Below are 21,818 nucleotides of genomic sequence, written 5' to 3'. Positions count from 1 at the left end.
CGCCGACCACGACGCCGCCGCGCTGGAGGCGGGCCTCGCGGTCGCCCGCGCCGAGGTGGCGGGGCACACCGCCTGCCGGCTCGCGGTGATCGGCATGGGCAAGTGCGGCGGCCGCGAGCTGAACTACGTCAGCGACGTCGACGTGATCTTCGTGGCGGAAGCGTGCGAGGGCGCGGACGAGGACGCGGCGTTGCGCACCGCGACCCGGCTGGCCTCGGCGATGATGCGGGCCTGCTCGGCCTCGACGGAGGAGGGCGCGCTCTGGGAGGTGGACGCGGCGCTGCGTCCCGAGGGCAAGGCCGGCCCGCTGGTGCGGACCCTCGCCAGCCACCGCGCCTACTACGAGCGGTGGGCCAAGACCTGGGAGTTCCAGGCGCTGCTGAAGGCCCGGCCCATCGCCGGGGACCCCGGGCTCGGCGCCCGCTACCTGGAAGCGATCACCCCGATCGTGTGGAAGGCCGCCGAGGGGGAGGGCTTCGTCCAGGACGTCCAGGACATGCGGCGCCGCGTCGAGAAGGACCTGGACCGCCGCACCGGCGACTCCGAGCGGCAGCTCAAGCTCGGCCCCGGCGGGCTGCGCGACGTCGAGTTCGCGGTGCAGCTGCTGCAGCTCGTGCACGGCCGCGCCGACGAGACGCTGCGCAGCCCGAACACGCTGGACGCCCTCGCGGAGCTGTCCCAGGGCGGCTACGTCGGGCGCGACGACGCGGCGGCGCTGACGTCGGCGTACCGGTTCCTGCGGCGTGTGGAGCACCTGATCCAGCTGCACCACCTGCGCCGCACCCACCTCGTCCCCGACGGCGAGGCGGACCTGCGCCGGCTCGGCCGGGCCCTCGGCCTGCGCACCGACCCGGTCGGCGAGTTCACCGCGCTGTGGCGGCGGCACGCCCGCGAGGTCCGCCGCATCCACGAGAAGCTGTTCTACCGGCCGCTGCTGCGCGCCGTGGCGCGGCTGCCCGGGGAGGAGGCCCGGCTCACCCCGGAGGCCGCCCGCACGCGGCTGGAGGCGCTCGGCTACGCCGACCCGGCGGGCGCCCTCCGGCACATCGAGGCGCTCACCTCGGGCGTGTCGCGGCGCGCCGCGATCCAGCGGACGCTGCTGCCGGTGATGCTCGGCTGGTTCGCCGACGCGCCCGACCCCGACGCCGGGCTGCTGGGGTTCCGGCAGGTCAGCGACGAGCTCGGCACCACCCCCTGGTACCTGCGGCTGCTGCGCGACGACGTGAGCGTCGCCGAGCGGATGGCGTGGGTGCTCGGCTCCAGCCGGTACGCCACCGACCTGCTGCTGCGCGCCCCGGAGGCCGTCGCGCTGCTGCGCGGCACCGAGGGGCTCGCGCCCCGCCCGCTCGAGGCGCTGCGCTCGGAGATGCTGGCCGCCGTCCGCCGGCACGCCGAGGGCGGCGGGCCGGCGGAGGAGGCGGTCGCGGTCGTGCGCGGGCTGCGCCGCCGCGAGCTGTTCCGGGTGTCGGTCGCCGACCTGCTCGGCCTCGCCGACGTCGAGACGGTCGGCGGGGCGCTGACCGACATCGCCGCCGTGACGGTCGAGGCCGCGCTCCGGGCCGCCGCCAACAAGATCGAGATGGAGGCGCGCGCGCCGCTGCCGACCCGGGTGGCGGTGGTCGCCATGGGCCGGTTCGGCGGCCACGAACTCGGCTACGGCAGCGACGCCGACGTCATGTTCGTGCACGACCCGCTGCCCGGCGCGGAGGAACGGGCGGCCGGACGCGCCGCGCACGCCGTCGCCGAGGAGCTGCGCCGGCTGCTCGCGCTGCCCGCGCCCGACCCGCCGCTGGAGATCGACCCGAACCTGCGCCCGGAGGGGCGCCAGGGCCCGCTGGTCCGCACCCTGGCCTCGTACGCCGCGTACTACCGCCGCTGGTCGCAGCCGTGGGAGGCGCAGGCGCTGCTGCGCGCCGACCCGGTGATCGGCGACCCGGGGCTGTGCGAGCGGTTCCGCGCGCTGATCGACCCGATCCGCTGGCCCGAGGACGGCCTCGGCGACGACGCGCTGCGGCAGATCCGGAGGCTGAAGGCGCGGATGGAGTCCGAGCGGCTGCCGCGCGGCGTCGACCGCCGGCTGCACATCAAGCTCGGGCCCGGCGGGCTGTCGGACGTCGAGTGGGTCGCGCAGCTGCTGCAGATGCGGCACGCCCACGCCGTCCCCGCGCTGCGCACCCCCCGCACCCTCGCGGCCCTGGAGGCGGCGGCGGAGGCGGGGCTGCTCGACCGCGGCGACGCGGCGGTGCTGACGGAGGCGTGGTGCCTGGCGACCCGGATCCGCGGCTCGATCATGCTGGTGCGGGGGCGGGCGTCCGACCTGCTGCCCACCGACCACCACCGGGAGCGCACCGCCGTCAGCCGCGTCCTCGGCTACCCGGGGACGGGGGACCTGCTGGAGGACTACCGCCGGCATGCCCGCCGCGCCCGCGCGGTCGTCGACCGCGTCTTCTACGGCGCCGACTGACCGTCTACGGCGCCGGCTGACCGTCGCCCGGAGCGCGGGGGATCCGGCCCGGCGCGCGGCCGGGCCGGGTCAGCAGCGTGATCCCGCGGCCGAGTCGGCGCGGCGAGCGTCGCCGTGCGGGTGCCGGACCCGCTGGAGGGCGCGGTTCCGCATGTCGATGACCGGCTGCGGGCAGCGGGTGTAGACCAGCCAGGCGACCCCGAGCGATCCGCCGATCAGGCCCATGCCGACCACGGCGTCCAGCACGTAGTGGTTGGCGGTCGACAGGATCACGAAGACGGTGGTGGCCGGGTAGATCACCCCGAGGACCTTCGCCCAGCGCTGCGAGACGAACTTGACCAGCACGAACCCGCACCACAGCGCCCAGCCGGCGTGCATGGACGGCATCGCGGCGTACTGGTTGGTGAGGCTGCCGGACGCGTCGCTGGAGTACAGCCCGAACGAGTGCAGCGCGGTCACCGGGTCGACGAACCCCACGCTGTCCAGGAACCGCGGGGGCGCGAGGGGGTAGAGCCAGAAGCCGATCAGGGCGAGCGCGGTCGCCGCCATGATCCCAGTGCGCAGCCAGCGGTACTCCCGCGGCCGGTACCGGTACAGCCAGACGACGACCAGCGCCGTCAGGATGAAGTGCATGGTGGCGTAGAACATGTTGGCGGTGCGGGCCAGCCACGGCACGTTGATCAGCGTCTTGTTCAGGCCCAGCTCCACGTCCAGGCCCAGCAGCTTCTCCACGTGCAGGATCTGATAGGCGTGGCCGAACGCCGCGCCGGTGCCGTCCTGAACCAGGACGACGCGCGTGAGCGTATAGCCCGTGTAGAAGAGCACGAGCAGGAGCAGCTCGCGCCACACCGGCGGCGCCGTGAGCACCCGGGGCCGCTTCGTCGCGGCGCTGCTTCGCGGCTCACCACGGCCGGTGCCGGACCGGCCTCGGTGCGCTACTGGGGGGGCGGAATGAGCCATGTTACCTATCTTTGCCTCGCGGCCCCCTTCATGAGATCACCGCCGCGAATGGTCTTCGTCTCAGACCTGAGTAGTACGACCCTGACGCGGTATCCGGACTTTCGGGGGAGGGGCCCCGGGGATGCCGGGGTTCCTGCCTCCGCATGGAGCCTGTGGAGAGTGAAGCCTGTGGAGTATGGAGCCTGTGTGGTTGATCAGGAATCAGCATAGGAGGCCCTGGGTAGATCATGATCGGCCCCCCACGAACGAACGGGGGGACGAATGGCCTCGATCGGGTCCATACCCGGCATCGCGGCAGCAGGCACGGCCGTTTTGGCCGCTTTCGGACTGATCTCCTCCGCCGGAGGGACGGCTCGATCCGCGCCGGCGTCGGCGGTCCGCACGGCCGGTGCCGTGACGGACGGTACCGTCCCGAAGCCGGAATGGAAGCGCTGCACCGGTCTGCCGGCCGCCGAACCGGGGGCGTCGCAGACCCGGTACCGGTGCGCCACCCTGAAGGTTCCCCTGGACTACGCCGACTCCGCCTCCGGGACGATCGACCTCGCGCTGCTCAAGATTCCCGCGACGGACGCCGGCCACCGGATCGGCTCGCTGCTGTTCAACTTCGGCGGTCCCGGCGGCGACGGCGTCGACACCCTCGCCCAGGCCGCGTCGGAGTACACGAACCTCAACACCCGCTACGACCTGATCGGCTTCGACCCGCGCGGCGTCGGCCGCAGCGCCCCGGTCACCTGCGTGGACGACCGGACCATGGACCAGATCACCGCCGAGGACGACACGCCCGACACCACCGCGGAGGAGACCGCCTACCTCGCCAGGCGCGCGTCCTTCGCCAAGGCGTGCGAGGCCGGGTCGGGGAAGCTGCTGCCCCACGTCGGGACGCTCAGCGCCGCCCGCGACATGGACGCGATCCGCGCCGCCGTCGGCGACCCGAAGCTGAACTACTTCGGGATCTCCTACGGGACCTGGCTCGGCGGCAACTACGCCCACCAGATGCCGGGCAGCGTCGGGCGCGCCGTGCTGGACGGGGCCGTCGACACCCGGCTCGACACCGCCGACCTCGGCCTCCAGCAGGCCGCCGGGTTCCAGCACGCCCTGGTCGACTTCGGCGCCGCCTGCGCCCGGCTCGGCGCCAAGTCGTGCCCGCTCGGCGCCGACGGACGGGCCGTCGCCGCGACCACCGAGAAGATCCTCGCCGGCCTCGACCGCAAGCCGCTCACGACCACCGCCGGCCGCAGGCTCACCCAGAGCCTCGGCGACACCGGCGTCGCCGCCGCGCTCTACACCAAGCAGGCCTGGCCGTACCTCGCGCAGGGCCTCGTCGACGCGGTGAAACGCCGCGACGGGTCGCTGCTGCTGATGCTCGCCGACCTGCAGAACGGCCGCAAGCCCGACGGCGCCTACGACAACCTGACCGCGGCGAACACCGCGATCACCTGCGCGGACGGCACCGACCGCTACACCACCGCGGACGTCCGCCGGCTGATGCCGAAGTTCCGCGCCGCCTCACCGGTCTTCGGGCCGTCCATGGCGTGGGGGCTGCTGCAGTGCACCGGATGGCCCGTCAAGGGCGACGACGCGGCGCGGGAGGTGTCCGCCCCGACCGCCGCGCCGATCCTGGTCGTCGGCAACACCGGCGACCCCGCCACCCCGTACGCGTGGGCGTCCGCGCTCGTGAAGGAGCTCGGCGGCGGCGCCGCGCTCCTCACCCTCAAGGGGGAGGGGCACGGCGCGTACGACACCGGGAACGTCTGCGTCCGCCGCGCCGTGGACGCCTACCTGCTGGAGGGCGCCCTCCCGGCGAAGGGCGCCACGTGTGACTGACCCGCCACGTGTGACTGACCCGGCACGTGCGACCGGCCCGGCACTTGCGACCGGCCCGGCGGGATCAGACGATCTGCTCGACCTTCATCGGCTCCTTGAGCGCGTTCCCGACCGTGCAGTACCGCTCATGAACGCGCTTGGCGACCGCCTTCAGCACGTCCTCGGCCTTGTCGTCGCCCTCGGGCAGCTCGACGTCGTAGGTGACCGTGATCGTGCCCAGCCTGCTCGTCTCGACCTTGTCCGCCTGGACCGTCGCGGCGAGCCGCGCCATCCGGTGCCCGCGCTGCGCGGTCAGCGGCTCCACGGTCACCAGCTCGCAGCCGCCGAGCGCCGCCAGCAGCAGCTCGACCGGCGTGAACGCCCCCTCGGTGTCCCCGTCCCCGATGGCGACGCGGGCGCCCCGCCCGTTGACGGCCTGGAAACCGTCCCCGGTGCGCTCGACCCTGACCTCGGCCATGTCATCCCCTCCGATCCTCGGCGGCCCCTACCGGGCCCGCCTGCCCGAACACGCCCGACACGGCGCTTCTTCCCGCGGTCACGGCTCCATGCCCCGGGTGCCGAGCCGCTCCTGCTCCTCCTGGACGATCCGCTGCGCCAGCGCCTGCTCGGAGATGTCGACCGCGTCCGGCGTGCGCTCGGCGAGATCGCTGCGGCGGGCGTACTCGTCGAACAACCGGGCCTTTCCCCGCAGGATCCGCAGCATCCGCTCGTCCACCCCGCGCGGGGTGAGCAGCCGGTGCACCTGGACGGTCCGGGCCTGCCCCATGCGGTGCGCGCGGGCGATCGCCTGCTCCTCCATCGTCGGTTTCACCTGCGGCTCACAGATGATCACGACGGAGGCGGCCTGCAGGTTCAGCCCGACGCCGCCCGCCTGGATCTGCGCCAGCAGCACCGCGTGCCCCGGCTCCGCCGTGAAGTCGTCCACGAGCCGCTGGCGGCGCGCCCCCGGCACGGAGCCGGAGATCGGCCCGCGCGCCGCGGGGCCCACCATCAGCTCCACGGCCGACAGCACGTCCCGGAAGTAGGAGAAGACCACGACCTTCAACCCGTTGCGGTCCGCCTCGTCCACCAGCTCGACGAGCCTCGCCAGCTTCGCGGACCGTTTCGGGTCGGCGTACGCGGCGCGCCGCATCGCCATGAAGTTGCCGTCCGCGACCGCCCGCCGGTAGGCGGCCTCGTCCGCGGCGCTGAACTCCTCCCACTCCTCGATCTCCTGCACCTCGGGCAGCTCCACCAGCACGTCCTGCTGGTTGCGGCGCAGGTACGCGGGCGCGACGGCCTGCCGGAACGCCCGCGGCCCCACCGCCGCGTCGCTCGGCCGCACCGACGGGACGAGCTCGGGCCGCAGGTACGCCACCAGGCTGCGGAACTCCTCGACGCGGTTCTCCATCGGCGTCCCGGTGAGGAACAGCACCCGCTCGACGCGCGCGCACCACGCGGCCACCGCCTTCGACCTGCGCGTCTCCGGATTCTTGGCGTAGTGCGCCTCGTCGATCACGAGCATCGCGACGGGCACCTCGTCCGGGACGTCCAGGGCGTGCAGGGTGTCGAGGGTGGTGACCGCGATGCCACCCGCGTCCGCCCATTCCGCCAGCGCCGCCGCCTTCGCGGGGCCGTGCACGGGACGCGCCGCCAGCCGGCTGCGGTCCTCGATCTCCCGCACCCAGTTGACCAGCACGCTGGCCGGGCACGCCACCAGGAAGTGCGTCGCGCCCTCCGCGCGCAGATGCGCCATCGCCGCGATCGCCTGGACGGTCTTCCCCAGCCCCATCTCGTCGCCGAGGATCACCCGCCGCTGGACGAGCGCGAACCGCGCACCGAACGACTGGTAACCGCGCAGCGACACCTGCCGGTACGTGTCGTCCAGCGGCTGCGCCTTGACCCGCGCGGCCAGGTCGTCCGGGAGGTACCCCTCGGCCGCCGCGCGCTCGGGCCCGACGGCGGCCAGCTCCGCCAGGAGCGTCTGGTAGTCGGACCCGCGCAGCTCGTAGTCGATCCACGCCTCGTCCGCCGGCACCGCCGGACGCAGCAGGTCGACCGACGCCTGCGAGATCAGCAGGTACTCCTCGCGGGCCCGCCCGGCCGCCTCCGCCAGCGCCGCGATCGCCGCGCGGGCCCGCTCCCGGCGCGCCGGGCCCGCGAGGACCCGCCGCCACCACGACGCGGCCGGCCGCGCGTCGTGCACCAGCGGGCTCAGCCGCTCGTCCAGCTCCTCGGCGGAGCGGCGGGCACGCGGCAGGTCGGGGCCCGCGTTCACCAGCCGGTGCAGCGCCACGACCAGCGCGGTCGTCGCCGGATCCCGCCGCCCGGCGTCGATCCGGATCCCCGCCGCCCGCTCCGCCGCCTCGGCCAGGCTGCGCGCCGCCGCGTGGATCTGCGCCGCCGTCTGCGGCCCGATGCCGGGGATCAGCTGGAGCCGGTACGGCGTCGCGTCCAGGACGGCCAGCACCGACGTCAGCCCCGCCTGTTCGAGCGGCGTCAGGCGCAGGCGGCCGTCCGTCACGTCCTTCAGCCGCGCGACCGGGATCTCCGCGAGCTGCCCGCGCGCCGCCTCCGCCCGCAGCGGCGCCAGCGCCTCGTGCACCTCCGCGACCGCGCCCCGGTGATCGGCGATCAGGGCGCGGGCGGCGTCCAGCAGGGCATGGCCGTCCCGCAGGACCGCCTTCGGCTCGTCCGCCATCGCGCCCGCCGCTCCCTCCGCCGCGATCTCCCGGCACATGATGCCAGCGCCGCGCCCGTGCATCGCCCTGGTGAAACCCGTTCCGTCCAGAAAGGTCCCCGAGCGTGACCGACGACCGCGAGGACGAGCCGAACCTGCTCATGTCGCTGGCCGGAAGCCTGTGGTTCCCGCTGCTGTTCTTCTTCGGCTTCCTGTTCTGCTACATGCTGCCGTTCCACTCCCCGTCGCCCCACGACGTCCGGGTCGCGGTGGCCCCGCCGGCGGTGGCGCAGAGGCTCGGCCCGGCGCTCGACCGGCAGGCGCCCGGCGCGTTCGAGGTCGTCCCCGTCAAGGACGCGTCCGACGCGCGGAAGAAGATCCTCACCCGGGAGGCCGTCGCCGCCTACAGCGTCGACGGGCCCGCCACCGCCACCCTCTACATCGCCAAGGCCGACGGCACCTTCCTCGAACAGGCCGCCACCAGCACCTTCACCGCCGTCGCGAAACAGGGCGGGCAGAGCATCCGCACCGTCGAGCTCGTCCCGACCGCCAAGGGCGACGTCACCGGGACCGGCCTGTTCTACCTGGCCATGGCCTGGAACATCGCGCCCTACATCGCCGTCATGATGCTGATGCGCGCCGTCACCGTCAGCCGCCGCGCCAAGGTCCTCGCCCTCGCCGCCATGGGCGCGTTCATGGCCGTCGTCGGCTTCTACGTCGCGCTCGCCATGGACGTCGTCCCCAACGAGCCGATCGCCATCGTGTACGGCTTCCTGATCACCCAGGCGGTCGCCCAGTTCGCCTACGGGCTGGTGCCGTTCGTCCGCCAGTTCCTCCCCGGCGTCGCCATCACGCTGTTCGTCCTGCTGTCGATCCCGTCCAGCGGCGGCGCCATCCCGTACCAGCTCGTCCCCGGGTTCTTCCGCGCCCTGCACCCCGTCATGCCCCTCGGCAACCTCCTGGACGCCCTCCACGGCCTGTTCTACTTCGACAACGAGGGCCTGCTGCGTCCCACCGTCGTCCTGTGCGCCTGGGTCGCCGCCGGCTTCGCCCTGGTCGGCTTCGGCGCCTACCTCCAGCACCGCAAGGCCGCGAAGGCCGAGCCCGGCGCCACCGCCGAGGAAGAGATGGTCGAGGACCCCACCTTCGAGACCCCCGTCCCGCACCCCGTCAGCCCCGCCCACCACGAGCACTTCGGCGACGTCATCCCGGGCCTCGTCGGCACCGTCCGCACCTCCGCCGGCGAACCCGTCCCCGACGCCCTGGTCACCGTCCTCGCCACGGGCGGCCGCCAGCTCATGCGCACCCGCACCGACGACGAGGGCCGCTACGCCGCCGCCGGCCTCCCGGAGGACTTCGTCACCGTCCTCCTGCTCGCCCGGGGCCACACCCCGGCCGTGACCCGCGTCCTGCTGTCCGCCGGCCGAACCCACCGCCAGGACTTCGCGCTCGAGCCCCCCGTCCACGGCGCCCACCCCGCCTAACCTGAACGGGACCCCCTCGAAAGGCGGCGGACCATGGACGAACGAGGCATCGATCCGGCCGACCCCGACCTGGCCGTCGGGCAGCGCATCCGCTATTTCCGCGAACGGCGCGGAATGTCCCGCGAGGTGCTCGGCGGCCTCATCGGCAGGAACGGCCGCTGGGTGAAGGCCGTGGAGCGCGGCGAGATCGGCGAACCCGAACTCCCCACGCTGCTGAACCTCGCCGAAGCGCTGAAGGTGCGGGACGTGTCGCGCCTGACCGGCGGTGGCCCGGTGCCCACGAGGATGTTCCGCGGCCCCGGCCACCCCTCCCTCGGCGCCGTCCGCGACGCGATCAATACCGTCGCCGTCTCCATGACCGACCCGCCCCCGCCGCTCGGTCATCTCCAGGCCAGGCTGGACGCGGCTTGGCGCGCCCGCCACGCCGCACCCGACCACCGCACCGTGCTCGGCGCGCTGCTGCCGGACCTGATCCTCGACGCCAAGCGCGCCGCCCGGACGTACGAGGGCGCAGAACGGCGCCGTGCCCTGTCGCTGCTCGCGCAGATCTACAACCTCGCCCAGTTCTTCCTCGTCTACCAGCCGTCCGCCGACCTCCTCTGGCGCGTCGTCGAGCGCAGCATCATGGCGGCCGAGGAGTCCGAGGACCCGAAGGCGTTCGGCGGCGCCGTCTGGCTCGCGGCCCAGGCGCACCGGGACGCGTGCGACTTCGACGCGGCGGAGGCGGTCAACCGTGAGGGCCTGGAGTGGCTGCGGCCCCGCATCACCGGCGAGGACGTCGCCCTCCGGGCCATGTGGGGCGCCCTCCACCACGAAGTGGCCTACACCGCCGCCCGCGCCGGGCAGACCGGCACCGCGTGGCGCTGGTGGGACGAGGCCGACCGCATCGCCCGGACGCTGCCGCCCGCGCATTATGACCCGATGACCTCGTTCTCGCAGGTCATCATGGGCGCCCACGCGGTCACGATCGCCGTCGAGCTCCGCCAGGCCGGTGAGGCACGCAGGCATGCCGTCCGTGCGTCCCGCGCCACCATCCCCTCGCAACCCCGCCGCGGCCGCCACCTCGTCGAGGTAGCGCGCGCGTGGCAGTTGACCGGCGACCCGGCGGCGACGCTCGCCGCCCTCGACGACGCCCACACCACCGCGCCCGAGACCGTCCGCTACAACGGCCACGCCCGCCGCATGACCGTCGAACTAGCCTCAGAAGGCTCGCCCGACGTGCGGCGCGGCGCCCGGAACCTCGCGGACCGCATCGGCCTCCTCGTCTGAACCAGGGACAGCAACCCTGTCCGCTCTGCCGCGACCGCGCGGGCACTCTGCGTTACATGTCGTACACAGAACCGCAGCGCAAGGGCTGCGAGCTTTTCACCTGGGACGTGTTCGCGGACGGCGGGGCGGGCGGGGTGACCGATGACCCCGAGGCGGCGCGGCGGCACGTCCGCGAGGGGCTGGCCGAGGCGCCGCCGGGTACGCGTGGGCGCGTGCGCCGCGTGGCGCTCTGCCCGCTCGGCCGGGCCGTCTACGTGGACGGGCGGGCTGGGTCACGCAGAAGCGTTACGACGGGACGCCGCCGATGCTGAGGGTGTCCTTGTCCGGGCGCGTCGGGGAGAGCATCCGGGTGAAACCGGGCGTGAACGGCGTGCCGTGGTTCGTCTCGTCCACCGGGAATCCCCTCGCCCCGTGCCACGACGCTGAGCGTGCGGTCAGCGAGATGGCGACCTGGTGGGACGCACTCGCCTTGGGGGCGTCGGACGGGTGGTCCTAAGGTCTGGGTCGCCGGCTGCACCGGCGGCAGCACGCAGCAGTGGGACTGGATCGGCAGCGGCGCGACCTACAACGAGTTGAAGAACCGCGCCACCGGCACCTGCCTCACCACGGACTGGAAGACCTACAACAACGCCGTCTGGCTGGGCAAGTGCAACTCGTCCCGTCCCGCGAGCCAGCTGTTCGCCTACGGCAGCGGCTACATCGGCGCCTACGACAGCCTCGGCGACGTGTGGTTCTACCGCCTTCGCACGTCCCCGTCCGGGAGCGCCGCCGTCTACTCGTCCCACATCAGCTACGCCAACGTCGCCGACAAGTACTACAAGTGGAGCCCGACCACCCGAACCAGCTAGGGCGTGACGGCATGGGCCCCTGTCAGGCGGACGCGGCGTCGAGGATGAGTTCGGCGAGGCGGCGGGCGTGGCGGGCCGGGCCGTCGGTGCCGAGGGCCTGGACGGACGCGTAGGCGCCCTCGAAGGCCAGTGCCAACTGGTCCCCGGTGCCGGCGGGGTCGGGGGCGCCGGCGGACGCCGCGAGGTCGGCGAAGCGGGTGCGGACCCACCGTTTCGTCCCCGCGGCGGCCTGGTGGGCGGGATGGGCGGCGTCGGGGATCTCGGCGAGCGCCATGAGGAACGGGCAGCCGCGGCAGCGGTCGGGCTGGATCTGCTCGGTCTGCGCGTCGAACAGCGCGAGAATCCGGGCGCGCGCGGGACGGTCCTCGTCGCCGGCGGTGGCGTCGAACCATTCCTTGTACAGGCCGTCCGCGCGGGTGACGTAGGCCGTGATCAGCTCGTCCTTGGAGGCGAACAGCCGGTAGAGGGTCGTGGGCGCGACTCCCGCCGTGGCGGCGATCTTGTCCACGCCGACGCCCTTGATGCCCTGCCAGTAGAACAGGTCGTGGGCGACCTCGAGGAGGTGCTCCCGTGTCTCGGCGGCGCTTCGGCGCATCACCGGGCCCCTTGCCAGATCCGACGCATGCCTCTACCGTACCGCTTTGTTAGGGAACGTTCCCTAACAAGTGGAGGGAACCTGCGATGATCCTCGTGACGGGTGCGACGGGCAACGTCGGACGGGAAGTGGCGGCCGCGCTGGCGGCGGCCGGCGAGCCGGTGCGGGCGCTGGCGCGGGGCGGGGCCCCGGCGGGCGCGCCGCACGGCGTCGAGTACGTCACCGGCGACCTGAACAAGCCCGAGACGCTGACGCCGGCCCTGCAAGGCGTCCGAGGGCTGTTCCTGCTGCCCGGCTACGAGGGGACCGCCGAGCTGCTGGCCGAGGCGGGACGCGCCGGGGTCGAGCACGTGGTGCTGCTGTCGGGGGCCTCGGCGGAGTCGGGCGACCTGTCCAACGCCGTCAGCCGGTACATGATCGAGGCGGAGACGGCGGTCCGCGAGTCCGGGCTCGCCTGGACGATCGTGCGGCCGAGCGGGTTCATGTCCAACACATTCGAGTGGATCCCGCAGCTCAAGGCCGGTGACGTGGTGCGCGCCCCGTTCGCCGGGGTGCCGATCGCGGTGATCGACCCGGCCGACATCGGGGCCGTCGTGGCGGCGTCGCTGCTGCAGGACGGTCACCGGGGGCGCGTGCACCGGGTGACCGGTCCGGAGCCGCTGAGGCCCGCCGACCGGCTGCGGATCCTGGCCGGCGTGCTGGGCCGCGACCTGCGGCTGGACGCGCAGCCCGACGACGAGGCCCGTGCGGAGATGCTGCGGAACATGCCGGAGAAGTACGTGGACGCCTTCTTCGACTTCTATGTCGCCGGTTCGCTGGACGAATCGGTCGTGACCACCACCGTCCGCGACGTCACCGGCCGCCCGCCCCGGACCTTCGAGCAGTGGGCCGCCGCGCACGCCGCGTCCTTCGCCTGACCCGAGGAAGCCGATCATGCTGAAGAAGCTCGTCCTGCCCCTCGCCGCCGCTGCGATCCTCGGCCTGACCGGATCCGCCACGGCCTCCGCCACCGCCCCGCCGGCGCCCCAGCCGAGTGCGGGCCCGCTGGAGCCCGGCCCGTTCCACCACCGCCTCGACCAGCTCGTCGGCACCTGGAAGGCCGTCAAGTACAACTACATCCTCAGCGGCGACGGCACGCCGATCGTGTCCCGCGACATCACCGTCCGGACGAGCTGGATCGCCAAGACCAGTGGCCGGTTCCTCCAGGAGCGGACCGACGGCACGCTCGGCGGAAAGAAGTACTTCCGGCTGGGCGTCCTCGGCTTCTCCACCATCGACCGCCGGTACGAGTGGACGACCTTCGACAGCGTCACCCCGACCGCGATGACCTACCGCGGCCCGGCGCTGTCCCACGTCACTCCGGTCCTGTCGATCCCCGGCGAGTTCACCGACCCGGGCGTCCTCGGCCCCGAGTACGTCGGCAGGACCATCCCCATGCGCACCGTGATCACGCTCGGCGCCCACCCGCGGTTCGACCTCTACTTCACCCCGCCCGGCCAGCGGGAACGCCTGGTCGACCACGTCGTCTACCTCCGCAGGACGGCCTGACCCCGGGAACGCGGAAGGCCCGCGAGGCGTCCTCGCGGGCCTTCCGGAACGTCGGATCAGACGTCGTAGTACAGCTCGAACTCGTGCGGGTGGGGGCGCAGGCGGATCGGGTCGATCTCGAACTCGTTCTTCATCGCGATGTAGGTCTCGATGAGGTCCGGAGTGAACACGCCGCCTTCGAGCAGGTACTCGTGGTCGGATTCGAGGGCGGCCAGGACCGCGGGCAGCGAGCCGGGGACCTGCGGGATCGCGCGGGCCTCCTCGGGCGGCAGCTCGTAGAGGTCCTTGTCGATCGGCTCCGGCGGCTCGATCTTGTTCTTGATGCCGTCCAGACCCGCCATCAGCATCGCCGAGAAGGCCAGGTAGGGGTTGCAGGACGGGTCCGGGACGCGGAACTCGATGCGCTTGGCCTTCGGGTTCGAGCCCGTGATCGGGACCCGGATGCACGCCGAGCGGTTGCGCTGCGAGTAGACGAGGTTGACCGGCGCCTCGAAGCCCGGGACCAGCCGGTGGTAGCTGTTCACCGTCGGGTTCGTGAAGGCCAGCAGGGACGGGGCGTGCCGGAGCAGGCCGCCGATGTAGTACCGCGCCGTGTCCGACAGGCCCGCGTAGCCGACCTCGTCGTAGAACAGCGGCGAGCCGTCCTTCCACAGCGACTGGTGGACGTGCATGCCCGACCCGTTGTCACCGAAGATCGGCTTCGGCATGAACGTCACCGTCTTGCCGGCGCCACGCGCCACGTTCTTGACGATGTACTTGTAGAGCAGCAGGTTGTCGGCGGCCTTCAGCAGCGTGTCGAACCGGACGCCGATCTCCGACTGGCCCGCGGTGCCGACCTCGTGGTGCTGGAGCTCGACCTCGACGCCGGAGGCGAGCAGCTGCGTCGCCATCTCCGAGCGCAGGTCGGTGTAGTGGTCCATCGGCGGGACGGGGAAGTAGCCGCCCTTGTAGCCGGGCTTGGCGCCGAGGTTGCCGCCGGGCTCCTCGCGGCCGGTGTTCCAGGCGCCCTCCACCGAGTCCAGGAAGTAGTAGCCGGCGTTCTGCTTCGTCTCGAAGCGGACGTCGTCGAAGATGTAGAACTCGGCCTCGGGGCCGCAGTAGGCGGTGTCGGCGATGCCGGTGCCGCGCAGGTAGTCCTGCGCCTTCCTGGCGACGTTGCGCGGGTCGCGGCTGTAGGGCTCGCCGGTCAGCGGGTCGTGCACGAAGAAGTTCAGGATCAGCGTCTTGTGCTGCCGGAACGGGTCCAGCACGGCGGTGGCCGGGTCCGGGAGCAGCAGCATGTCCGACTCGTGGATCTCCTGGAACCCGCGGACCGACGAGCCGTCGAACATCATGCCGTCTTCGAAGGCGCGCCTGCCGAAGTTGCCGGTGGGGATCGTGACGTGCTGCATCTTGCCCGGCAGGTCCACGAACCGGCAGTCGACGAACTTGACGTCCTCATTCTCGAGATAGCTCAGGACCTCTTCGGCGCTGCTGAACATCCAGCCTCCTCGGTGCGCTTTTGGGCATCTCGCAGGCTACGGTCGGGCCGTTTCCCTGCCGTGTCCCATATGTTTCGGCTGTGTTACGCGGCCCGGCGTCCTGCGGCGCCGGGCACCCCGCTCCACTGCCGTCCCTCCCCTGGGGAGCCGGGTCGGAACCCGGCGGGGGAGGGGATAGCGTAGACGCCATGAGCGGTGGTAAAGAGCAGCAGGCCGCGGGGCCGCGGTGGACGCAGACGTGGCTCGGCGGGGCGCGCTCGGCCGGCGCCGACCTCGGCCGCCCCGGCGAGCGGCTGGGGCTGCCGGAGAACGGGAGCGGGGCCATCGCGTCCTACGGCCGCCGGGTGATCGCGCTTTTCCTCGACTGGGGCCTGTCGGCGCTGGTCGCGGGCCTGCTGGCGCGCACCCTCGACTGGTCCGCGCCGCAGCGCAGCCTGCTGACGCTGGTCGTCTTCGGGATCCAGGCGTGGGTGCTGACCGCCACGATCGGCACCACCGCCGGCAAGCGGCTGTGCGGCATCCGGGTCATCCGCCTGGACGGGCGGCCCGTCGGTTTCCTCATGGGATTCGCCCGCAGCCTCCTCCTGCTGCTGGTCATCCCCGCGCTGATCTGGGACCGCGACTACCGGGGCCTGCACGACCGCGCGTCCAACACCGCCGTCGTGAACGTCTGATCAGCGCCGGAAACGGAAAAGCGCCCCCGAGGGGGCGCTCGTTTCGTTCCGCCGCTACCGCATCTTGGGCTTGGGGCCCTTGGGCATCTTCGCGCCCTTCGGGATCGGGCCCTTCGGCATCTGCATGGACCGCGGCAGCGCCTGGAGCCGGTCGTTCAGCTCCCCGACCTGCGCCTTGGTGAGGTTGCGGGGCAGCTTCATCAACTGCCGCTGCAGCTTGCCGACGGCGACCTGGTCCTCGTCGTCACCGACCTGCACGTCGTAGATCGGCACCTGCTGCGCGGCGCGGGAGATGCGCTTCTTCTCCGCGCCCAGCAACTGCCCGACCCGGTTGCGCGGGCCCTCAGACACGAGGATGACGCCGGGACGGCCCACGACGCGGTGCACCATGTCGAGGTTGCGGTTGCCGGCCACGGCCTCGGTGACCGTCCAGTCGCCGCGCATGTTCTTCAGCACCGCGGCGGCGGCGCCGGGCTGCCCGGCGATCACCTTGTACTGCGCGCGCTGCGCCAGCTGACCGAAGACGATCATGCCGACGGCCACGCCGGCCAGGACGCCCAGCGGGACGAAGAACCACAGCCGGCCGATCACCAGCCCGATCACGACGATGACGATCAGGGTGCCGAGCGCCGACGCGGCGACGATCGGAAGGGCCTTCGGGTCGGCCTGGCGGAGCACCTGGGCGACCATGCGGATCTGCTTGAGGCGGCCCGGACGCTCCTGGCCCCCGTCCGCGGGCGTTTTCGACATGAACCCAAGGATAGTCGGCCGGGACCCCCGTCCCGACACCCGTCCTCGCACGGCGAAACGCGCGCGAGGACGGTTCCGGCGGCCGGGCTCAGCCCTGCCGGGCCTCGATCGCCTGCTTGTAGAGGCGGCCGGCGCGGTAGCTGGACCGGACGAGCGGCCCCGACATGACGCCGGCGAAGCCGATCTCCTCGGCCTCGTCCTTCAGCTCGACGAACTCCTCCGGTTTCACCCAGCGCTCCACCGGGTGGTGGCGGGGGCTCGGCCGCAGGTACTGGGTGATGGTGATCAGCTCGCAGCCGGCCTCGTGCAGGTCGCGCAGCGCCGCCGAGACCTCCTCGCGGGTCTCGCCCATGCCGAGGATCAGGTTGGACTTGGTGACCAGGCCGTCCGCGCGGGCCTTGGTGATCACCTCGAGGGAGCGCTCGTAGCGGAACCCGGGCCGGATCCGCTTGAAGATCCGCGGCACGGTCTCGACGTTGTGCGCGAGCACCTCGGGACGGGAGGAGAACACCTCGGCGAGCTGCTCGGGGACGGCGTTGAAGTCGGGGATCAGCAGCTCGACGCCGCAGCCGGGGACGGCGTCGTGGATCTGCCGGACCGTCTCGGCGTACAGCCAGGCGCCGCCGTCCTCCAGGTCGTCGCGGGCGACGCCGGTGACGGTCGCGTACCTCAGGCCCATCGTCACCACGGACTCGGCGACGCGGCGGGGCTCGTCCCGGTCGAACGCGGCGGGCTTGCCGGTGTCGATCTGGCAGAAGTCGCACCGCCGGGTGCACTGGTCGCCGCCGATGAGGAACGTGGCCTCGCGGTCCTCCCAGCATTCGAAGATGTTGGGGCAGCCCGCCTCCTGGCACACCGTGTGCAGGCCCTCGGACTTCACCAGGCCGATGAGCTCCTTGTACTGCGGGCCCATCTTCAGCCGGGTCTTGATCCATTCGGGCTTGCGCTCGATGGGGGTCTGGCTGTTGCGGGCCTCTACGCGCAGGAGCTTGCGCCCCTCTGGTGTCACCGTCGTCACCTGTTCAGGGTACGTCGCGATCAGCGGGACGGCACATCGCGCCCGCGCCCCCCGCGAGCGGTGGGCTCGAAGCAGTATCAAGGCGATCTCGAACGGGTGACGTTACCCGGCGCGCGCCGCCGATTCGCGTGTTTCGGCCCATGACCACAGGCGTTTCTCTCTAGGGTGACTCCCTGTCGTCACGCAACAGCGTTCGCATGGAGGACCGCAGTGGGTCTGGCAATGTCGTACCTCAGGGTGCCGCCGGTGCTGGAGGGTGAGCCGGATCCCACCCGGGTCGCCCGCCGCGTGTTCGGCGTGCCGGACTGGCGGCGCCGCGTGCCCGTCGCGCCGCTGGACGTCGGCGCCGCCTGGCAGGCGCTGCACTACCTGGTGACCGGCGACCCCTGGGAGGGGCGCCATCCGGAGGCGGACGTGGTGTGCGGCGGACGGCTGCTCACCGAGGACGGCGCCGACGAGCTGGGCATGGACGTGATCTACCTGGCGCCGGAGCGGGTGAAGCCGGCCGCCGACCACCTGGCCGCGACGCCGTTCGGCGAGGTCGCGGCGCGCTTCGACCTGGCGGCGATGGCCGCGGCGGGGGTGCAGGACGCGGGCCGGATGGACGACGGGGTCCGCGACCGCGTCCTGAGGCCCGCCTACGACGCCCTGACCGCGTTCTTCCAGGCCGCGGCGGACGAGGGCCAGGCCGTCTACAAGGTGATGTTCCCGACCGCCTGAACGGCGCTCAGGCGCCGGTCAGACGCCGAGTTGGGTCGTCGTCCGGTGGAAGGTCTCCCGGGCGCCGAGCGCCTCGGCGAGGTGCCGCTCCACCAGCGGGGTGACCTCGGCGACGGTGACGTCCCAGCCGACCTCGCGGCTGAGGTTGGTGGACTCCGCGTCCCGGATGCCGCACGGCACGATCTTGTCGAACCAGCCCATGTCGTTGTCGCAGTTCAGCATGAACCCGTGCATGGCGACGCCGCGCGCGACCCGGATCCCGATGGAGCCGATCTTGCGGTCGGGGGTGCCGGGCACCCACAGCCCGCTGCGCCCCTCGACGGTGGCGGTCTCCAGGCCGAACCCGGCGCACACCGCCATCATCATCCGCTCCAGCAGCCGGACGTAGGAGACGACGTCCGACGGGTCGGGCAGCCGGACGATCGGGTAGCCGGTGAGCTGCCCGGGGCCGTGCCAGGTGATCTTGCCGCCGCGGTCGACGTCCACGACCGGCGCGCCGGGGTCGCCGAAGGGGCGGTCGAGCGCCCCGGTCCGCTTGCCCGCGGTGTACACCGGCTCGTGCTCCATCAGCAGGACGGTGTCGGGGATCACCTCGTCGACGCGCAGCGCGTGCGTGCGCTTCTGCAGGTCCCAGCCGTCGAGGTAGGGGACGGCCGCGGTCCCGAAGCCCGCGTGGACGATCACCAGCCGGCCGGTCGCCGGCGCCTGCTCCGGGGGCGTCCCGGGTGCGGCCCCCCGCACGTCCAGATCACTCACGTCCGCCAGCCTACGTCGCCCGGCGACCGGCCCATCGGCGCCGGCCCGTCAGAGCGAGGCGAGGAGCCGGGGCTCGATCCGCGTCTCCTTCGCGGTGCCCGGACCGTCCGGCTCGACCCGGTAGGCGCCCGCGTCCTGCCGGTACGAGACGGCCTGGACGAACTCGGTGCCGACGTAGTGCAGGCCGACCGACTCGTCCGCCGCGTACCCGCCGGGCAGCGTGCCCTCGCCGACGAGCTGCTGGAGCAGCGGGCGGCGCTGCGGGTCGCTGTCGTAGTGCACCCCGCACGAGTACGGCAGGAAGCCCAGCCCGTCGGTCAGCGGCCGCAGCTGCGGGCCGAAGGAGTCGGTGTTGCCGCCGGCGTGCCAGCACAGCGCTCCCGCGCTCTGCCCCGACAGCACCACGCCCTCCTGCCACGCCTCCCGCATGATTTCGTCCAGGCCGTGCAGCCGCCACAGCGCCAGCAGGTTCGCGACGCTGCCGCCGGACACGTAGACCAGGTCCTGGGTGAGCAGGTGCGCGCGCATGTCCGCGACGTTCGGCATCGGGAACAGCGACAGGTGGCTGATCTCGGCGTCCAGCTGGGAGAACCCGGCGTAGAAACGCGCGACGTACTCGGCGCCGTCGCCCACCGCCGTCGTCAGGAAGCACATCCGCGGGCGGTCCTGCCCGGTCAAATCCAGCGCGTAGCGCATCAGCGGGCTCGGCGCGATGCCCTCCCGGCCGTCCGGGACGAACGTGCCCCCGCCGATGGCGAGGATGTGCGGCTGTCCGTCGGTGCTCATTCGCCCTCCTCGTCGGCAAGCCCTTCGATGTCACCGTATGGCCGCCGGACGCGATCGGCCGCGACTTTAGGGAATCTTGGTCTCGCCGTGCCCGGCGCGGTGCGGGGCGCCGGAAACGGCGCTACAGAACGGCCGCTACAGAACGGCGGCCAGCGCGGAGTCCACGTCGGGGTGCCGGAACCGGAAACCGGCCTGCTCCAGCCGCCGCGGCAGCACCCGCTGGCTGACCAGCGGGCCCTCGTCGGCGAAGCCGCGCAGGGCGGCCCGCAGTACCGCCTTCGGCACCGCCAGCCGCGCCGGACGGTGCAGCGCCCGGCCCAGCGCCGCCGTGTACTCGCCGTTGGTCACCGGGTTCGGCGCCGTCAGGTTCACCGGCCCCGACAGCTCGTTCTCGATCAGGAACCGCAGGGCCGCGACCTCGTCGGGGAGCGAGATCCAGCTCGTCCACTGCGTCCCGTCGCCGAGCCGGCCGCCGAGGCCGGCCCGGAACAGCGGCAGCGTCCCCCCGACCATTCCGCCGCCGCGCGCCAGCACCACGCCGGTGCGCGGGTGGACGACCCGGGCCCCGGCCTCGCGGGCCGGCGCCGCCGCGGCCTCCCAGTCCCGCACGAGCGCGGCGAGGAAACCGGCGCCGACTGGGGACTTCTCGTCGGCCTCGCGGTCGCCGGTGTCGCCGTAGAAGCCGATCGCCGACCCGCATACGAGCACCGGCGGGCGGCGGTCGGCCGCGGCGATCGCCTCCGCGAGCGTCCGGGTGCCGTCGAGCCGGCTGTCCCTGATCCGGCGCTTGTACGCCTTCGTCCACGGCCGGTCGCCGACGCCCGCGCCCGCCAGGTGCACGACGGCGTCAATGCCCTCCAGCGCCGCCGCCTCCACGCAGCCGTCGGCGGGGGACCAGCGCGCCTCGTCGGGCGCCGACGGCTCGCGGCGCACCAGCCGCACGACCTCGTGCCCGTCCTCCCGCAGCGCCCGCACCAGCGCCGTTCCGATCAGGCCCGACGAGCCCGTCACGGTCACCCTCATGTCCCCACCCTACGGTGACGGCGCCGGCGAACGCTGAGAGTCTCACCCCGGTCCCGTGTTTCCCCCGCCCTGTTCACGGGGTTCCCCGGAGACGCGCGGAACCCCGCCGCCCGGGTGGGGCGGCGGGGTCCCGGATGGAGCAGGCGTGTCAGAGGCCGAGGTCGGCCTCGAAGTTGCCCTCCTCCAGGCGGTGCTTGATGGTGCCGAGGAAGCGCGCGGCGTCCGCGCCGTCGATCAGCCGGTGGTCGTAGGTCAGCGCCAGGTAGACCATCGACCGGACCGCGATGACCTCGCCGAGGTCGGGGTCGTCGATGACGGCGGGGCGCTTGACGACGGCGCCGGTGCCGAGCATGCCGACCTGCGGCTGGTTGAGGATCGGGGTGTCGAACAGCGCGCCGCGGCTGCCGGTGTTGGTCAGCGTGAACGTGCCGCCGGCCAGCTCGTCCGGGCTGACCTTGTTGGTGCGGGTCCGCTCGGCCAGGTCGGCGATCCGCTGCGCGAGGCCGCCGAGGTTCAGCTGGCCGGCGTTGTGCACGACCGGGACCATCAGGCCCCGCTCGGGCACGTCCACCGCCATGCCGAGGTTCTCCACGTCGTGGTAGGTGACCTCGTTGGTCTCGCTGTCGATGACGGCGTTGACCTTCGGGTGCGCCTTCAGCGCCTCGACGGCGGCGAGCGCGAAGAACGGCAGGAACGACAGCTTGACGCCCTCGCGGGCCTGGAAGTCGGCCTTGGCCTGCTCCCGCAGCCGCGCGATCTTGGTGACGTCCACCTCGACCACGGTGGTCAGCTGCGCCGACACCTGCAGCGACTCCACCATGCGGCGGGCGATCGTCTGCCGGATCCGCGACATCTTCTCGGTGCGGCCGCGCAGCGCGAGCTGCTCGGCCGGGGCGCCCTCGGGCGCCGGGGCCGCGTGCCGGCCGGCCGGACGGGCCGCAGCGGCGGGAGCGGCCGGC

General features: G+C 73.0%; 21 protein-coding genes. 10 read left to right on the top strand and 11 right to left on the bottom strand.

All coding sequences use genetic code 11. The annotated features are described in order from the left end of the window. The coding region (locus tag ABD296_RS43905) for a bifunctional [glutamine synthetase] adenylyltransferase/[glutamine synthetase]-adenylyl-L-tyrosine phosphorylase (protein WP_344282482.1) at positions 1–2,464 on the top strand (2,464 nt) is incomplete at its 5' end. A gap of 69 nt (positions 2,465–2,533) precedes the next feature. Here ABD296_RS43905 and ABD296_RS43900 read toward each other — a convergent pair. After that, the gene (locus ABD296_RS43900) at positions 2,534–3,331 is read right to left on the bottom strand and encodes a phosphatase PAP2 family protein (protein ID WP_344282479.1); all 798 of its coding nucleotides are present in this window, start codon (positions 3,329–3,331) and stop codon (positions 2,534–2,536) included. 486 nt (positions 3,332–3,817) lie between these two features. Here ABD296_RS43900 and ABD296_RS43895 point away from each other — a divergent pair, with 486 nt between their 5' ends. Then, positions 3,818–5,248: an alpha/beta hydrolase gene (locus tag ABD296_RS43895; RefSeq protein WP_344282477.1), complete on the top strand. Its 1,431-nt coding sequence runs from the start codon at positions 3,818–3,820 to the stop codon at positions 5,246–5,248. Positions 5,249–5,312: 64 nt separating this feature from the next. Here ABD296_RS43895 and ABD296_RS43890 read toward each other — a convergent pair whose 3' ends face one another. Both ABD296_RS43890 and ABD296_RS43885 read right to left on the bottom strand, forming a co-directional pair. Next, positions 5,313–5,705, bottom strand: coding sequence for an OsmC family protein (locus ABD296_RS43890; protein ID WP_344282475.1), 393 nt, complete (start codon positions 5,703–5,705; stop codon positions 5,313–5,315). A gap of 78 nt (positions 5,706–5,783) precedes the next feature. Beyond that, complete coding sequence (locus tag ABD296_RS43885) at positions 5,784–7,967, bottom strand: DEAD/DEAH box helicase (RefSeq protein WP_344282474.1); 2,184 nt, start codon at positions 7,965–7,967, stop codon at positions 5,784–5,786. A 65-nt stretch (positions 7,968–8,032) separates the two neighbouring features. Between ABD296_RS43885 and ABD296_RS43880 the strand changes: the two genes are divergently transcribed. From ABD296_RS43880 to ABD296_RS43865, 4 genes are all read left to right on the top strand, one after another. After that, complete coding sequence (locus tag ABD296_RS43880; RefSeq protein ID WP_344282471.1) at positions 8,033–9,391, top strand: carboxypeptidase regulatory-like domain-containing protein; 1,359 nt, start codon at positions 8,033–8,035, stop codon at positions 9,389–9,391. Between the two features lie 33 nt (positions 9,392–9,424). Continuing rightward, complete coding sequence (locus ABD296_RS43875; RefSeq protein WP_344282468.1) at positions 9,425–10,660, top strand: helix-turn-helix domain-containing protein; 1,236 nt, start codon at positions 9,425–9,427, stop codon at positions 10,658–10,660. A gap of 56 nt (positions 10,661–10,716) precedes the next feature. Further along, positions 10,717–10,971, top strand: coding sequence for a hypothetical protein (locus ABD296_RS43870; RefSeq protein WP_344282465.1), 255 nt, complete (start codon positions 10,717–10,719; stop codon positions 10,969–10,971). A 117-nt stretch (positions 10,972–11,088) separates the two neighbouring features. Then, positions 11,089–11,508 carry a hypothetical protein gene (locus ABD296_RS43865; protein WP_344282462.1) on the top strand — a complete coding sequence of 140 codons (420 nt, stop codon included), beginning with the start codon at positions 11,089–11,091 and terminating at the stop codon, positions 11,506–11,508. Between the two features lie 22 nt (positions 11,509–11,530). Here ABD296_RS43865 and ABD296_RS43860 read toward each other — a convergent pair whose 3' ends face one another. After that, positions 11,531–12,103: a TetR/AcrR family transcriptional regulator gene (locus tag ABD296_RS43860; protein WP_344282459.1), complete on the bottom strand. Its 573-nt coding sequence runs from the start codon at positions 12,101–12,103 to the stop codon at positions 11,531–11,533. Between the two features lie 86 nt (positions 12,104–12,189). Between ABD296_RS43860 and ABD296_RS43855 the strand changes: the two genes are divergently transcribed. Together ABD296_RS43855 and ABD296_RS43850 are read left to right on the top strand one after the other, a co-directional pair. Continuing rightward, complete coding sequence (locus ABD296_RS43855) at positions 12,190–13,020, top strand: NAD(P)H-binding protein (RefSeq protein ID WP_344282456.1); 831 nt, start codon at positions 12,190–12,192, stop codon at positions 13,018–13,020. Between the two features lie 16 nt (positions 13,021–13,036). Further along, the gene (locus ABD296_RS43850; RefSeq protein WP_344282454.1) at positions 13,037–13,651 is read left to right on the top strand and encodes a DUF1579 family protein; all 615 of its coding nucleotides are present in this window, start codon (positions 13,037–13,039) and stop codon (positions 13,649–13,651) included. A gap of 56 nt (positions 13,652–13,707) precedes the next feature. Here ABD296_RS43850 and glnA read toward each other — a convergent pair whose 3' ends face one another. Further along, positions 13,708–15,132, bottom strand: coding sequence for a type I glutamate--ammonia ligase (gene glnA, locus ABD296_RS43845; RefSeq protein ID WP_344282452.1), 1,425 nt, complete (start codon positions 15,130–15,132; stop codon positions 13,708–13,710). Between the two features lie 188 nt (positions 15,133–15,320). On the opposite strand from glnA, the gene ABD296_RS43840 reads away from it, so the two are divergent. After that, on the top strand, positions 15,321–15,806 hold the full coding sequence (locus ABD296_RS43840; RefSeq protein ID WP_344282449.1) for an RDD family protein: 486 nt from the start codon (positions 15,321–15,323) through the stop codon (positions 15,804–15,806). 54 nt (positions 15,807–15,860) lie between these two features. Here ABD296_RS43840 and ABD296_RS43835 read toward each other — a convergent pair whose 3' ends face one another. Together ABD296_RS43835 and lipA are read right to left on the bottom strand one after the other, a co-directional pair. Beyond that, complete coding sequence (locus ABD296_RS43835; protein ID WP_344282447.1) at positions 15,861–16,556, bottom strand: DUF4191 domain-containing protein; 696 nt, start codon at positions 16,554–16,556, stop codon at positions 15,861–15,863. An 88-nt stretch (positions 16,557–16,644) separates the two neighbouring features. Continuing rightward, positions 16,645–17,574 (bottom strand): lipoyl synthase, encoded by a 930-nt coding sequence (gene lipA, locus ABD296_RS43830; RefSeq protein ID WP_344282444.1) that lies wholly within the window; start codon positions 17,572–17,574, stop codon positions 16,645–16,647. Positions 17,575–17,796: 222 nt separating this feature from the next. On the opposite strand from lipA, the gene ABD296_RS43825 reads away from it, so the two are divergent. Next, positions 17,797–18,294, top strand: coding sequence for a YfbM family protein (locus tag ABD296_RS43825; RefSeq protein ID WP_344282441.1), 498 nt, complete (start codon positions 17,797–17,799; stop codon positions 18,292–18,294). 18 nt (positions 18,295–18,312) lie between these two features. On the opposite strand, the gene lipB is transcribed toward ABD296_RS43825, so the two are convergent. The 4 genes from lipB to sucB form a co-directional block, all read right to left on the bottom strand. Beyond that, a complete protein-coding gene (lipB, locus tag ABD296_RS43820; protein ID WP_344282485.1) occupies positions 18,313–19,035 on the bottom strand; it encodes a lipoyl(octanoyl) transferase LipB in 723 nt (240 codons plus the stop codon). Between the two features lie 63 nt (positions 19,036–19,098). After that, complete coding sequence (locus ABD296_RS43815; RefSeq protein WP_285915007.1) at positions 19,099–19,836, bottom strand: Type 1 glutamine amidotransferase-like domain-containing protein; 738 nt, start codon at positions 19,834–19,836, stop codon at positions 19,099–19,101. 135 nt (positions 19,837–19,971) lie between these two features. Next, positions 19,972–20,859 carry a TIGR01777 family oxidoreductase gene (locus tag ABD296_RS43810; RefSeq protein ID WP_344282436.1) on the bottom strand — a complete coding sequence of 296 codons (888 nt, stop codon included), beginning with the start codon at positions 20,857–20,859 and terminating at the stop codon, positions 19,972–19,974. A gap of 148 nt (positions 20,860–21,007) precedes the next feature. After that, positions 21,008–21,818: 2-oxoglutarate dehydrogenase, E2 component, dihydrolipoamide succinyltransferase (gene sucB / locus ABD296_RS43805; RefSeq protein ID WP_344282433.1), on the bottom strand; the 811-nt coding region annotated here is incomplete at its 5' end.

The organism is Actinomadura napierensis, assembly GCF_039529375.1.
Lineage (GTDB): Bacteria > Actinomycetota > Actinomycetes > Streptosporangiales > Streptosporangiaceae > Spirillospora > Spirillospora napierensis.
This window is presented reverse-complemented; position numbering and strand designations above follow the sequence as displayed.

What these genes read in the sequence shown, in the direction of transcription:
- ABD296_RS43890 (WP_344282475.1), bottom strand. Translation starts at nt 5,705, where the DNA reads ATGGCCGAGGTCAGGGTCGAGCGCACCGGGGACGGTTTCCAGGCCGTC.
- ABD296_RS43885 (WP_344282474.1), bottom strand. Translation starts at nt 7,967, where the DNA reads ATGTGCCGGGAGATCGCGGCGGAGGGAGCGGCGGGCGCGATGGCGGAC.
- ABD296_RS43875 (WP_344282468.1), top strand. Translation starts at nt 9,425, where the DNA reads ATGGACGAACGAGGCATCGATCCGGCCGACCCCGACCTGGCCGTCGGG.
- ABD296_RS43870 (WP_344282465.1), top strand. Translation starts at nt 10,717, where the DNA reads ATGTCGTACACAGAACCGCAGCGCAAGGGCTGCGAGCTTTTCACCTGG.
- ABD296_RS43860 (WP_344282459.1), bottom strand. Translation starts at nt 12,103, where the DNA reads ATGCGCCGAAGCGCCGCCGAGACACGGGAGCACCTCCTCGAGGTCGCC.
- ABD296_RS43855 (WP_344282456.1), top strand. Translation starts at nt 12,190, where the DNA reads ATGATCCTCGTGACGGGTGCGACGGGCAACGTCGGACGGGAAGTGGCG.
- ABD296_RS43850 (WP_344282454.1), top strand. Translation starts at nt 13,037, where the DNA reads ATGCTGAAGAAGCTCGTCCTGCCCCTCGCCGCCGCTGCGATCCTCGGC.
- glnA (WP_344282452.1), bottom strand. Translation starts at nt 15,132, where the DNA reads ATGTTCAGCAGCGCCGAAGAGGTCCTGAGCTATCTCGAGAATGAGGAC.
- ABD296_RS43840 (WP_344282449.1), top strand. Translation starts at nt 15,321, where the DNA reads ATGAGCGGTGGTAAAGAGCAGCAGGCCGCGGGGCCGCGGTGGACGCAG.
- ABD296_RS43835 (WP_344282447.1), bottom strand. Translation starts at nt 16,556, where the DNA reads ATGTCGAAAACGCCCGCGGACGGGGGCCAGGAGCGTCCGGGCCGCCTC.
- ABD296_RS43825 (WP_344282441.1), top strand. Translation starts at nt 17,797, where the DNA reads ATGTCGTACCTCAGGGTGCCGCCGGTGCTGGAGGGTGAGCCGGATCCC.
- ABD296_RS43815 (WP_285915007.1), bottom strand. Translation starts at nt 19,836, where the DNA reads ATGAGCACCGACGGACAGCCGCACATCCTCGCCATCGGCGGGGGCACG.
- ABD296_RS43810 (WP_344282436.1), bottom strand. Translation starts at nt 20,859, where the DNA reads ATGAGGGTGACCGTGACGGGCTCGTCGGGCCTGATCGGAACGGCGCTG.